Below are 12,703 nucleotides of genomic sequence, written 5' to 3'. Positions count from 1 at the left end.
ATCGGCTGATCCACCGCCTTCCGAAAACGGTTTTGGAAGCGACTGCTCTCGCTCGCTCATCCGGTGCGGCACGGGCGTGTTCCGTCACCCGATCCAGGTGCGGGAGAGCCCGTCCACCCACCGTGCCGATCAACCTCGGAGGTCGAAGTGCACATCAAGAAACTGCTCGTGACGATCGCGGCCGGTGTGATCACCGCGTCCGCCCTCGGAGTGCCCGGAACGGCCGCCCCGGCCGCTGCCGTCGTCGCTGACCAGGGCCGGGCCGGGCCCGCTCCGGACGCGCACGATCACTCGTCCGCGGACCTGGACCGCTGTCGACGTGGTGCCGAGTTCACCCCCGACCGCCGCCTGGGCGACCGCGTGTGCGCGATGGGCGACGGGCAGTTCAAGCTGCGCACGCCGTACGGTGACCGGATCGCGCACCTCGACGCCCCGACCGCAGCGGACAGGGGCACCCGTGACTCGCTCACGGTAGCCGCGAAGGAGCCGGCCGCGCTCGCCGCGCGGGCGCACCACTGCGCTACCGACTCGTACCGCATCCAGCTCGTCTACATGATCCCCGCGGGCGGCCGCGACGCGTCGGCGACGATGGTCCCGCTCATGCGGCAGCACTTCCTCGAGTCCAACGCCATGGTGTCCAACCGCGCCGCGGAGTACGGCGGGGACCTGTCGCTGCGGGTCGTGTGCGACAACACCGGCCAGCCCGCGGTCCGCGTGGTGCGCAGCAGCACCAACGACGGCAACATCGGTGCCATCGACCAGGAGATCGCGCGGCAGGGCCTGCGGGCCACCGGTCAGGACAACGTCGTCTACTGGGGCGACGGGGGCTGCGGTGGCGGTGTCGCCTTCGGTTCCGGGGACGCGCGCCCCGGCGTCGAGAACAGCGTGAACAACGCGCCGGGCGTCGCGGTGGTCACCGGCCGGTGCCCGTTCACGTACATGTTGCACGAGCAGGGGCACTCGATGGGCGCGGTACTCCCGGGCACACCCAACGGCTCCGGTGCCGGCCACTGCAACGACGACGCGGACGTCATGTGCTACAAGGACGGCGGTCCCCGCTCGGACGGCTACCGCAGCAACGTGTGCCCGTCTCCGAACGGCAACCTCGACTACTACTGGGACTGCAACGTCAACGACTATTTCCACCCCAACCCGCCGGCCGGCTCGTACCTCGCGACCAACTGGAACCTCGCGAGCTGTTCCAACCGGATGATCTACCGACCTGCCTGTGGCACCGCGTCACTGCCTCGCAACGCCGGCCGCTGACGGCCCGGGCGCCGCGGATCGGCCCGTGACCCCGCCCAGGGCCGGTGTCAGGAGCCAGTTCGCCATCCGGTCGAGGCTGCGGAGCGCGCCCGGGTTGTCCGGTTCGTTGAGGTGGCCGTGGCGGACGCCGGGCTCACGGATCACCAGGACGTCGACGCCGGCGTCGACGAGTTCGGCGCCGAACCGCTGCCCGGACGCGCGCAGCGGATCGATGTCGGAGTTGAGGATGAACGTCGGGGGCATGCCGGTGAGGTCGTGGCCGCCGGGGAACGCGTACGGCTGCTCCAGACCGGCGGGATCCCGTACGTAGTTGAGGTTCATCCGGCTGATCGTCTCCGGGCCCACCGCGTGCGGGTCCGGCAGCGTCATGAACTTCGCGGTCAGCTCGGCGGACATCGCCGGCAGCGTCGCGTGCAGCACCGGGTAGACCAGCAGCGTGGCCCGGGGCATCGGCCGGCCGGTGTCGCGCAGTCGCAGTGTGGCGCCGGCGGCGAGGTTCGCGCCGGCGCTGGCACCGCCGAGGGCCCAGCCCGGCACGCGCAGCGGTGCTGTCGTCGCCCAGGTGAACGCCGCGGTGACCTCCTCGGACGCGACCGGGTAATGGAAGCGTGCGGCGTCCGCGTCACCGCTGCCGGTCATCGCGGGCAGGACCGGTGCGAGGCGGTAGTCCACGCTCACGACCGTGATTCCCCGCTCGGCGAGTCTCCGGGCGACCCAGTCGCTTTCCGGCATGTCGATGTCGCCGCCGAAGAAGGCGCCGCCGTGCGCCCAGACGAGGCCGGCGCCGGCCTCGCCGCCGGGCCGGTAGACACGTACGGGGATCTCGCCGTGCGGGCCGTCGATCCGCCGGTTCTCGGTAATGATGCTCACTGCGCCGCCTCGACGGCCGCGGTGGTGCGCCGGACGACCAGCGTGGGTGACAGCGTCACCTGGGCCGTGCGGCGTTGCCGGTCGGTGATCCGGTCGACGAGCAGGCGGGCTGCGTCGACGCCCATCTGCCGGCCGTCCTGGTCGACGCTGGTCAGCGAGATCGGCCCGAACGAGGCGAGGGCACTGTTGTCGTAGCTGGCGACCGAGATGTCGCCGGGCACCGTCAGCCCGGCCTCGGCGACCGCCTCGAGGGCGCCGAGGGCGACGACGTCGGCACCCGCGAAGATCGCGGTCGGGCGGCGCGGCCGGTCGAGCAGCTGCCGGGCGCCGAGGTGTCCGCCGTCATGGGTGTAGCTGGTGGAGGCGATGTCGATCTCGTCCTCGAGGCCATGGGCGATCATCGCGTCGCGGTAGCCGCGGGCACGCTGGGCGTTGGGCATCTCGGCGAGGCGGACCCGGTCGGTCTCGTGGTGTTCGATGTGCGCGATGCGGCGGTGGCCGAGGCTGACGAGGTGGTCGACGACCAGGGCGGCGCCGGCGATGTCGTCGTCGGTGACGGTGTCGTAGGCGGGGGAGGAGCCGTGCCGGCCGACGACCACGGTCGGTACGGTGCGGGCCACCTCGTTCAGGCGGCTCCGGGCCGAGACCGGGGCGATGAGGACGAGGCCGTCCATGCTGCGGTCGATCATCGCGTCGATGACCCGGGCCTCGGCCTTCTCGCCGTTGCAGCCGGGCGCGAGCAGTACCTGGTAGTCGGTGTCGCCGAGCTGGGCGGTGATCCCGTCGAGGATGTCGGCGAAGAACAGGTTGCGCAGCTCGGGGAGCATCACGCCGATGGTGTACGTCTGCCCGCGCAGCCCGCGTGCGGCGGCGTGCGGCCGGTAGCCGAGCTCCGTCATCGCCTGCTGCACCTTGGCGCGCATGGCCGGGCTGGCGCCGTAGGCGTTGCGCAGCACCTTGGACACGGCGGTGGTGGACACCTGGGCGTGGCGCGCGACGTCGACGATGGTGACGCGTCGGGGCGCGGGCTTGACCACCTGGTCTCCTCTACGGTTCGGCGTTGGGCACAGCGTACTGATCAGCGCGGTGGGGCTGTCATGCCCGCGGGACCGCGGTGGGGGAGAGCTTCACCCGCGCGCTCGCCCGGGCCGGCTCGGCGATGCGCGAGCAGCGGCTCTGCCGCGGTGACACCGATGCGGTGCCCGTCCTGGTCCACGGTCGTCGGGGAGATCGCGCGGAACGCGGCCAGGGCGATGTTGTCGTATCCGGCGACGGAGACGTCGCCGGGCACGGACACGTCGCCGGGCACGGACACGTCGCCGGGCACGGACCGGCCGGCCTCGGTGAGGGCGTCGAGGACGCCCGGGGCGACGACGTCCGCGCCCGCGAAGACGGCGGTGGGCGGGTGTTGCCGCGCGAGCAGCGTCCGCGACACCGCGGTGGTCGACACGCCCGCCCGGCAGGCCACGTCGACGATCGTCACCCGTCGGGCGACGGCGGGTCCTTCGGGCATGCGCGCTCCCTGCTTAGTGAAACGTTATCCACCATAGAGATCATCGAATCCCGGCCCGGAGCGGGGGTGGGCACCGGGTCCGGTGGCGGCGCCCACGCCGAGATTCGAGACCGCGAACCTCTTGACGCTGTTTGGCACGCGCTCGTAAGGTCGGCGAAACATTCGGAAAACGTTACCCACGTCACCCCGGCGGCCGGACGGCACTGGCGGGCCGGCCGGGTCCCGTGGTGCTCCGACCGATCCTGAAACGATTCAGCAAGGCGGTTTCCCGTGACAACCGATGGGCACGACCGACGATCGGATCGCACTGCGGTGATGTTTCGATCCCGTCGGGGTCAGGCCGCACCACCCTGGTGGTTCGCCGTCCCGGCAATGCTGCTGTTCGCCTTCGTGGTGCTGGTCCCCAGCGCCCGGGGGGTCTACTACGCCTTCACCGACTGGGACGGCCTCGACCCGGACTTCGCGGTCATCGGGCTGGACAACTTCACCGCCATGGCCGACGACCCGGACGCGCTGCAGGCCGTCTGGCACACGCTGGTCATCGCCGTTGCGATCACCGTCATCCAGAACGGCATCGGGCTGCTGCTGGCGCTCGGCGTCAACACGATGATCAAGAGCCGTAACGTGCTGCGGGCCCTGCTGTTCGCCCCGGCCGTGATCACCCCCATCGTCACCGCCTACCTCTGGCGCAACCTGCTTGGCCCGGACGGCGCGGTCAACAGCCTGCTCGGCGCCGTCGGCCTGGGCGCCTGGCGGCAGAACTGGCTCGGCGACCCGGAACTCGCGCTCTGGATGATCGTCCTGGTCGTGGTCTGGCAGTTCGCCGGCTACTCCATGGTGATCTTCCTGGCCGGGCTGCAGTCGGTGCCGAAGGAGATCTACGAGGCGGCCGCGATCGACGGCAGCGGGCCGGTCCGCCGCTTCTGGTCGATCATCCGCCCGCTGCTGGCACCGGCCATCACGATCAACCTGATGCTGTCGATCATCGGCGGGATCAAACTCTTCGACCAGGTGTACGCGCTCACCGGCGGCGGACCCGGGCATGCCACCGACACCATCTCCACGCTGATCTACAAGGACGCGTTCACGCTCGGCGAGTTCGGTTACAGCATCGCGCTCGCCGTGGTCCTCACCGCGATCGTCGCCGTCGCCTCCGCCGGCCAGTACGCCGTCCTCAACCGCAACGAGAAGGCGGCGTCATGAACCGCTACTCACGCCGTACCCTCGTGCTCGAAATGGTCATGATCTTCGTGGCCCTGATCTTCGCCTTCCCGGTCTACGTGCTGGTCAACCTCGCGGTCCGGGACCCCTCGGACACCTCGTCGCCGGTCAGCCCGACCACCTCACCGACGCTCGACAACTTCACCCAGGCCTGGCAGGAGGGCGGCCTCGGCGGTGCCCTGATCAACAGCGTCGTGGTGACCGCGGTGAGCGTCGTGATCATCCTCGCGGTGTCGTCGCTGGCCGCCTACCCGCTCGCCCGGTCCACCGCGCGCTGGTCCCGCGGCACGTTCCTGCTGATCATGCTCGGCCTGATCCTGCCGTTCCAGCTCGCCGCCCTGCCGCTCTACCAGACGGTTCGCGACCTCGGACTGCTCGGCTCGATCTGGTCGCTGGTGCTGTTCTACGCCGGCCTGCAGGTGCCGTTCACGACGTTCCTCTACGTCGGCTTCCTGCGTGCGCTGCCGCGCGACTTCGAGGAGGCCGCCACCCTCGACGGCTGCGGGCCGCTGAGCGCCTTCCGGTACGTCGTCCTGCCGATGCTCAAGCCGATCACCGTGACCGCGCTCGTGCTCAACACCGTCAGCGTGTGGAACGACTTCTTCACCCCGCTGCTGTACCTGTCCGGCAGCACCCAGCAGACCATGCCGGTCGCGGTGGCCGGCTTCGTCGGGCAGTTCGTCTCCGACTGGAACCTCATCTTCGCCGCCCTGCTGATCAGCATCGTCCCGGTCCTCGCGGTCTACCTGGCCCTGCAGCGCAGCATCATCAACGGATTCGCCGGAGGACTCAAAGGATGATCGTTTACGGCCTGCAGACGGAACAGCGCACCGAGCCCCTCGGCCTCGGCGAGACCAGCCCCCGGCTGTCCTGGAAGCTGCGCGACGCACGGCGCGGCGCGGCACAGAGCGCCTACCGGATCACCGCGGCCGCACGCGCCGACGACCTGGACACGCCCGCGCGCCTGCTGTGGGACAGCGGTCGCCGGGCCGGCGGCGAGACGCTGCTGATCGACTGGGACGGACCGGCGCTGCGCTCGGCCACCCGCTACCACTGGCGCGTCGAGGTCTGGGACGACACCGGCGCGCCCGCCGCGACCGCGCAGACCTGGTTCGAGACCGGCCTGCTGCACCGCGAGGACTGGACCGCGGTGTGGATCGGCCGCGACCCCGTCGCGCTGCCACCGGTGGACCCGCCGACCGACGACGACCTGATCTCGCCCGGCCCGGCGGAGGCGGCACTGTACCTCCGGCACGAGTTCCGGCTGGCACGGCGACCGGTGCGGGCCCGGCTCCACGCCACCGCCCGGGGCGTCTACGAGCCGTACCTCAACGGCGAGCGCGTCGGCGACCGGGAACTCGCCCCGGGCTGGACCGAGTACCACCACCGCATCCAGTACCAGACCTACGACGTGACAGAGCAGTTGCGCACCGGCGACAACACCATCACCGCCGTCGTCGCCGACGGCTGGTGGAGCGGTTACGTCGGCTTCGACCCGCGCCGCCCGGCCCGCCACTACGGTGCCGCGCCCGGCCTGCTCGCCCAGCTGGTACTGGACTTCGCGGACGGCTCGCAGCGGGTCATCGCCACCGGCGGCGACTGGACCGAGAGCGACGGCCCGGTCCGGTCCGCCGACCTGATGATGGGCCAGTACGTCGACGCCCGCCGCGGCGTGACGGGCAACCGCCCGGTCGCGGTGCTCGACACCGCACCCGGCCCGCTGGTCGCCGAACCGGACGCGCCGATCCGGGTCGTCACACAGCTGCCGGCCGTATCGGTGGACCGGCGCGAGCCGGGCCGGTTCGTCGTCGACTTCGGGCAGAACCTCGTCGGCCGGATCCGGTTGCGCGTCCACGGCGGCACCGCCGGCCGGCGGATCGTGGTGCGGCACGCCGAGGTGCTCGCCGACGGCGAGCCGTACACGCTGAACCTGCGCCGGGCCGCCGCCACCGACACCTACGTCAGCGCCGGCGGCGACGGCGAGGTGTTCGAGCCGCAGTTCACCGTCCACGGCTTCCGGTACGCCGAGATCAGCGGGTACCCCGGCGAGCTGGCACCGGGCGACGTGACCGCGCGGGTCCTGCACAGCGACACCCCCTGGACCGGAACCTTCGACTGCGACGACCCGGCCGTCATGCGGTTGCACGCCAACATCGGCTGGGGGCAGCGCGGCAACTTCGTCGCGGTCCCCACCGACTGCCCGCAACGCGACGAGCGGCTCGGCTGGCTCGCCGACGCGCAGGTGTTCGCACCGACCGCGACCCGCAACGCCGACGTGTCCGCGTTCTTCGCCCGCTGGCTGCGCGACGTCGTCGACGGCCAGGACGACGACGGCGCGTTCCGTGACGTGGCCCCGATCATCGCCTTCGAGCGGGAGGGCGCACCCGCCTGGGGCGACGGCGGGGTGATCATCCCGTGGCTGCTGTGGCGCACCTACGGCGACCGGCGCACCCTGGAACGCTGCTTCGACGCGATGACCGCCTGGATCGACCACATCCACCGGCACAACCCCGGCCTGCTCTGGCAGCACCGCACCGGCAACTCCTACGGTGACTGGCTGCAGATCGACGCCGACACACCTCGCGACGTGCTGGCGACCGCGTACTTCGCGCGCAGCACGCAGATCGTGGCCGAGGCGGCCGACGTGCTCGGCAGACCGTCGGCACGGTGGCGGCAGCTGCACGCCGCGATCACCCGGGCGTTCCAGGACGCGTTCGTCGGTGACGACGGCAGCGTCAAGGGTGGCACCCAGACCGCGTACCTGCTGGCGATCGGGTTCGGCCTGCTCCCGCCGGCCCTGGTCGGCGACGCCGTCGCGCACCTGGCCGCCGACATCGAGAACCGCGGCAACCGGCTGACCACCGGCTTCGTCGGCGTGCCGCTGCTGTGCCCGGTGCTGACCGACCACGGCCGCGCCGACCTCGCCTACGCCCTGCTGCACCAGCGGGAGTACCCGTCGTGGGGGTACTCGATCCGGCACGGCGCCACCACGATCTGGGAGCGCTGGGACGGCTGGACCGACCACGGCGGCTTCCAGTCCGCGGCGATGAACTCGTTCAACCACTACAGCCTGGGCAGCGTCGGTGACTGGCTCTACGGCCGCGTCGCCGGCATCGACCAGACGGCCGGTTCGGTCGCCTACTCCGAGCTGCTGCTGCGTCCCACCCCGGGCGGGCACCTCACCCGCGCGCACGCCGAGCAGGAGACCGCGCGCGGCCTCGTGGCCTGCGGCTGGTCCCGCGAGGACGACCGGCTCACCGTGACCGTCACGGTACCGCCGGGATGCACCGCCGAACTGCACATCCCCACCTCCGACCCCGGCGGCGTGCACGAGGGCACGGTGCCCGCCGCCGAGGCGGACGGGGTGCTCCGGGCCGAACCGGAAGCCACGGGCCTCGCCCTGCGGCTGACGTCCGGCCGTTACACCTTCACCGCCTGAAACCATCTCCACGAGGGAGAACCATGCGCACACGTCTACTCACGGCGGCCGCCGCCGTGGCCCTGCTGGCCGGCTGTTCCGGCGGCACCAACGCCGGCGCCGGTGACGGCACCACCCTGACCATCGCGTCGGTCGACCAGGGATCGATCGAGAAGGTCGTCGACGCGTTCAAGGCCGCCAACCCCGGCGTCACCGTCAACCTCACCACCAGCGGCGCCGACCAGTACCAGCAGCAGATCCGCACCCAGCTGTCCTCCGGCACCGCACCGGACGTGATGACCGTCTGGCCCGGCAACGGCAACCCCGGCGCCACCTACGTCATCGCCGAGCCCGGCTACCTGCTCGACCTGTCCGACCAGCCGTGGGCCGGGCAGCTGCCGGAGTCGTTCCAGAAGGTCGCCCGGTACGAGGGCAAGACCTACAACGCGGTGTTCGGGCTCAACGGCATCGGCGCCGTCTACAACGACCAGGCACTCGCGCAGTCCGGACTGACGGCGCCGGGCACCTGGACCGAACTGCTCACCTTCTGCCGGGACGCCGCGGGCAAGGGCACCCCGGCGTTCGCGCTCGGCATCCAGGACAACTGGGTCACCCAGATCGCCCTCTACGCGCTGACCGCCACCACCGTCTACGGCGCCGACCGGGACTTCGACACCAAGCTCGCCGCCGGCCGGACCAGCTTCGCCGGCTCGCCGTGGACGACCGCGATGGCGAAGTACCAGGAGATGAACACCGCCGGCTGCTTCCAGAGGGACCCGCTCGGCACCAGCTACGAAGCCAGCCAGACCTTGGCCGCGACCGGGAAGACGCTCGGCATCATCCAGGGCAACTGGATCATCGGCCTGCTCAAGCAGAAGAACCCGGCCGGCACGTTCACCATGAAGGCGCTCCCGGCCACCGACAACCCGGCCGAGTTCGTCATGCCGGCCGCCGCCGGTGCCGGCTACGGCATCAACGCCAAGGCCAAGAACAGGGACCTCGCGCTGAAGTTCGTCACCTTCGTCATGTCGCCGGCGGGCATGAAGATCTTCAACGAGGCGCAGGGCAGCCTGCCGACCCTCCCCGGCGCCGGCACCGCCGTCGACCCCGGGCTCGCCGAACTCACCACCTACGTCGCGGACAACCGCACCGTGCCCTTCATGGACCAGCTGTGGCCCAACGCGAAGGTCCAGCAGACCATGCTCAGCGGCCTGCAGGAGGTCTTCAGCGGCCAGGCCACGGCCGACGAGGTGCTCAAGGACATGGACACCGACTACAAGGCGGGATCATGAGACGGCGTACCGCACTCGGACTCTCCCTGGCGATCCCCTCCGCGAGCGTGCTGACCGGCGGTCCCGCCTCCGCCGGTGACACCGGTCCCGGCCCGCGCGTCGTCGGCCTGCGCGTCGACGGCCGCGCCGGCTCACCCCTCGGTCTCGACACCGTCAACCCGGTACTGAGCTGGCGCTTCGCCGAGACCGGCTCGCCGGCGGCAGACCGGCAGACCGCCTACCAGATCCGGGTGTACGGCGACCGGCTGCTCTGGGATTCCGGCAGGGTGGACTCCGACGTCCAGTCCGGGGTCCGTTACGGCGGCCCGGCCCTCACCTCCCGGCAGCGGCTCTCCTGGCACGTCCGCGCCTGGGACGCCCACCGGCGCGCCACCGACTGGAGCGCGCGGTCCACCTGGGAGATGGGCCTGCTGCACCAGTCCGACTGGGGTCCGGCCCGCTGGATCGAGTACCCCGGCCGGGCCGAGACGCAGCCGATGCCGATCTTCGCCCGGCGGTTCAGCACGGACCCGCGCCGCACCATCGGGCGGGCGCGGCTCTACCTCTCCGGCGTCGGCATGCACCTGGCCACGCTCAACGGGCGTTCGCTGACCGATGAGGTGCTCGCCCCGGGCTACGCCAACTACCAGCTCTCCAGCGAGTACCGCGTCTACGACGTCACCCGGCACCTGCGCAGGGGCGACAACACCGTGGGGGTACGGCTGGGCAACGGTCCCGCCTACGTGCGGCGCAGCGTCGTCAACCCGGCCGTCGGGCGCACCGCGCCGTACTCCTGGTGGCAGAGCCAGCTCAAGGGCAACGGCACGCTCACCGCGGACGCCCCGGCCGGCGCCACCACCGTCACGCTGAGCAGCGTCGCCGGCTACCACGTCGGCGGCACCATCAACGTGGACACCGGCGACGGCGGCGACCGGCTCGAATCCCGGGTGATCACCGCGATCGGCACGGACACGGTCAGCTTCACCCCCGGCCTGTCCACGCCTCATCCGGCCGCCGCGGCGGTGACCGGATCCGGCAACAACATCGCCGCCGGCGACGCCAGCGCGGGCGCGGCCGTCACACCCCGGTTCATCGCACGCCTCGAGATCACCTACACGGACGGCCGGGAGACCGTGATCGTCTCGGACCGGCAGTGGCGCACCGCGCTCGGCCCGCTGACCACCGACGCCTGGTACTCCGGCAGCGACCACGATGCCCGCCGCGAGCAGCCCGGCTGGGACCGGCCCGGCGCGGACCTGTCCGCGACGGCGAAACGGCGCGACGGCACCCCGGCCGGCTGGATCGCCGCCGGGATCGCCCCACCGCCCAACCTGGCGACGAAACTGGTCGGCCGGACCGCGCCGCCGATCGTGATCGCCGACCGCCTCACCCCGGTGTCGATCACCAATCCGGCGCCCGGCACCTGGGTGTTCGACCTCGGCCAGAACATCGCCGGCCTGCCCGAGCTGCGCGTGAAGGGGGTACCGGCCGGCACGGTGATCCGCATGTCGCCGGCCGAGTCACTGGCCGCGGACGGCACCGTGGACCAGGCGTCCCTGAAGGGCGGCGGCGGCAGCCGCGGCACCGACCTGTTCAACACCTACACCACCGCGGGGGTACGCGGCGGGGAAACCTGGCGGCCGGATTTCAACTACTTCGGCATGCAGTGGGTGCAGGTCACCGGCCTGCCCGAGGGGTACGTGCCGACGAAGGAGACGATCACCGGCCTGCGGGTGCAGGCGGACACCCCGATCGCGGGCGCGGTCAGCACGTCGAACGCCCGGGTCGACCGGATCCACCGAATGGCCTGGTACTCGTTCGCCAGCAACATGATGAGCGTGTTCACCGACTGCCCCGGCCGGGAGAAACTGTCCTACCCGGCCGACTACACGATGCCGATGGGCGCGATCCACCGTGACTTCGACCTGTCCGCCTACCTGCGCACCCATCAGCGGCATCTGGTCGAGGGCCAGTCGGTGGCGGACACCCCGATGGCGGGCAACGTCGCGCTGAAGACCCCGGTCTACGACTGGGGCTACAGCGGCCGCTTCGGCGACGAGATCAACTGGGGCAACGCGATCATTCTGGTGCCCGGCTTCCTGCGGCAGCTCTACGGCGACACCGAGACGGCGGCCCGGTACTACGCGCCGATGGTGCGGTTCGCCGACTACATCGCGCGGCAGAAGGCGGTCGGGCACATCGTCGACGCGGCCCTGGCCGACTGGGTGTCCGCCGAGCCGGTCTCCGGGCGGATCACCGGCACCTGGGGCTACTACATGATGATCAAGGAGTTGGCCGTGCTGGCCCGGCTGACCGGCCACCAGGCCGACGCCGACCGGTACGCAGCCCTCGCCACCGACATCAAGGCCGCGTTCCACCAGGCCTTCTACAACACGACGACGCGCCGCTACACCGCCGACGGCAACGCCGGCACCACGGGCGCCAGCCAGACCGCGCAGGCGCTCGCGCTCGACGCGGGCCTGGTCCCCGACTCCGAGCGGCAGGCGGTCCTCGACGCGCTGGTCGAGCTGATCTACGCGTTCCACCCGGCCGGGGACGGTCCGCACTTCAGCGGCGGCACCATCGGCATGGCCCCGACCGTGCGGGCACTGTCGACCGGCGGCCGCGACGACGTGCTGTGGGACCTCATCCAGCGCGACGAGCAGCCCAGCTACGGCTACTTCATGGAGCCGACCGTCGCCAACCCCGGCGGCATGACCACCATCGGCGAACGCTGGAACCGCGGCGACTCCAAGAACCACATGATCCTCGCCCAGATCGAGGAGTGGTTCCACGCCGGCCTGGCCGGCATCCGGGCCGCGGACGGCACCACCGCGTACCGCGACCTGGTCATCGCACCGAAGGTCGTCGGTGACCTGACGTTCGTCAAGGGCCACTACACCACCCCGCAGGGCACCGCCCGCACGGAGTGGAGACGCGACGGCAACCGGCTGCGCCTGACCGTGACCGTTCCGCCGAACACCACCGCGGTCGTGCACGTGCCGACGCTGGGCGGCCGGGTCACCGGCACCCCGCCCCGCGCGACGCTCCTGCGCGATGCCGTCTACCGGGTGCCGTCCGGCACCTACACCTTCACCACCCGATGAACACGCGGGCGCGGCCCGCCACCCGCGGGCCGCGCCC

At 71.5% G+C, this 12,703-nt stretch carries 9 protein-coding genes; 6 read left to right on the top strand and 3 right to left on the bottom strand.

Annotated features, from left to right (window positions below):
- Nucleotides 1-147 precede the first annotated feature (147 nt).
- Nucleotides 148-1,266 carry a hypothetical protein gene (locus J2S44_RS00570; RefSeq protein WP_310407768.1) on the top strand — a complete coding sequence of 373 codons (1,119 nt, stop codon included), beginning with the start codon at nt 148-150 and terminating at the stop codon, nt 1,264-1,266.
- On the opposite strand, the gene J2S44_RS00565 is transcribed toward J2S44_RS00570, so the two are convergent.
- The 3 genes from J2S44_RS00565 to J2S44_RS00555 are packed head-to-tail and all read right to left on the bottom strand — an operon-like array spanning nt 1,240 to nt 3,649.
- A complete protein-coding gene (locus J2S44_RS00565; protein ID WP_310407767.1) occupies nt 1,240-2,136 on the bottom strand; it encodes an alpha/beta hydrolase fold domain-containing protein in 897 nt (298 codons plus the stop codon). The genes J2S44_RS00570 and J2S44_RS00565 overlap by 27 nt on opposite strands.
- On the bottom strand, nt 2,133-3,173 hold the full coding sequence (locus J2S44_RS00560) for a LacI family DNA-binding transcriptional regulator (protein WP_310407766.1): 1,041 nt from the start codon (nt 3,171-3,173) through the stop codon (nt 2,133-2,135). Before J2S44_RS00560 ends, J2S44_RS00565 begins: the two co-directional genes overlap by 4 nt.
- A gap of 41 nt (nt 3,174-3,214) precedes the next feature.
- A complete protein-coding gene (locus J2S44_RS00555; protein ID WP_310407763.1) occupies nt 3,215-3,649 on the bottom strand; it encodes a substrate-binding domain-containing protein in 435 nt (144 codons plus the stop codon).
- A 372-nt stretch (nt 3,650-4,021) separates the two neighbouring features.
- On the opposite strand from J2S44_RS00555, the gene J2S44_RS00550 reads away from it, so the two are divergent.
- Genes J2S44_RS00550 through J2S44_RS00530 form a run of 5 tightly spaced genes read left to right on the top strand, consistent with a single transcriptional unit; the run spans nt 4,022 to nt 12,666 of the window.
- Complete coding sequence (locus J2S44_RS00550) at nt 4,022-4,852, top strand: carbohydrate ABC transporter permease (protein ID WP_310407762.1); 831 nt, start codon at nt 4,022-4,024, stop codon at nt 4,850-4,852.
- A complete protein-coding gene (locus J2S44_RS00545) occupies nt 4,849-5,670 on the top strand; it encodes a carbohydrate ABC transporter permease (protein ID WP_310407760.1) in 822 nt (273 codons plus the stop codon). Before J2S44_RS00550 ends, J2S44_RS00545 begins: the two co-directional genes overlap by 4 nt.
- Complete coding sequence (locus J2S44_RS00540) at nt 5,667-8,309, top strand: alpha-L-rhamnosidase (RefSeq protein WP_310407758.1); 2,643 nt, start codon at nt 5,667-5,669, stop codon at nt 8,307-8,309. The genes J2S44_RS00545 and J2S44_RS00540 overlap by 4 nt, the downstream gene beginning before the upstream one ends.
- A 23-nt stretch (nt 8,310-8,332) precedes the next feature.
- The gene (locus J2S44_RS00535; protein WP_310407755.1) at nt 8,333-9,580 is read left to right on the top strand and encodes an ABC transporter substrate-binding protein; all 1,248 of its coding nucleotides are present in this window, start codon (nt 8,333-8,335) and stop codon (nt 9,578-9,580) included.
- The gene (locus tag J2S44_RS00530) at nt 9,577-12,666 is read left to right on the top strand and encodes a family 78 glycoside hydrolase catalytic domain (protein ID WP_310407753.1); all 3,090 of its coding nucleotides are present in this window, start codon (nt 9,577-9,579) and stop codon (nt 12,664-12,666) included. Before J2S44_RS00535 ends, J2S44_RS00530 begins: the two co-directional genes overlap by 4 nt.
- Nucleotides 12,667-12,703: the final 37 nt, after the last annotated feature.

Source organism: Catenuloplanes niger, from assembly GCF_031458255.1.
Taxonomy (GTDB): Bacteria; Actinomycetota; Actinomycetes; order Mycobacteriales; family Micromonosporaceae; genus Catenuloplanes; species Catenuloplanes niger.
Note: the sequence above shows the minus strand (reverse complement) of the source record. Positions and strands in the feature narration are given on the sequence as shown.

Bases quoted from the DNA above. Each gene is read 5' to 3' on its own strand.
- J2S44_RS00555 (WP_310407763.1), bottom strand. From the start codon at position 3,649: ATGCCCGAAGGACCCGCCGTCGCCCGACGGGTGACGATCGTCGACGTG.
- J2S44_RS00550 (WP_310407762.1), top strand. From the start codon at position 4,022: ATGCTGCTGTTCGCCTTCGTGGTGCTGGTCCCCAGCGCCCGGGGGGTC.
- J2S44_RS00545 (WP_310407760.1), top strand. From the start codon at position 4,849: ATGAACCGCTACTCACGCCGTACCCTCGTGCTCGAAATGGTCATGATC.
- J2S44_RS00540 (WP_310407758.1), top strand. From the start codon at position 5,667: ATGATCGTTTACGGCCTGCAGACGGAACAGCGCACCGAGCCCCTCGGC.
- J2S44_RS00535 (WP_310407755.1), top strand. From the start codon at position 8,333: ATGCGCACACGTCTACTCACGGCGGCCGCCGCCGTGGCCCTGCTGGCC.
- J2S44_RS00530 (WP_310407753.1), top strand. From the start codon at position 9,577: ATGAGACGGCGTACCGCACTCGGACTCTCCCTGGCGATCCCCTCCGCG.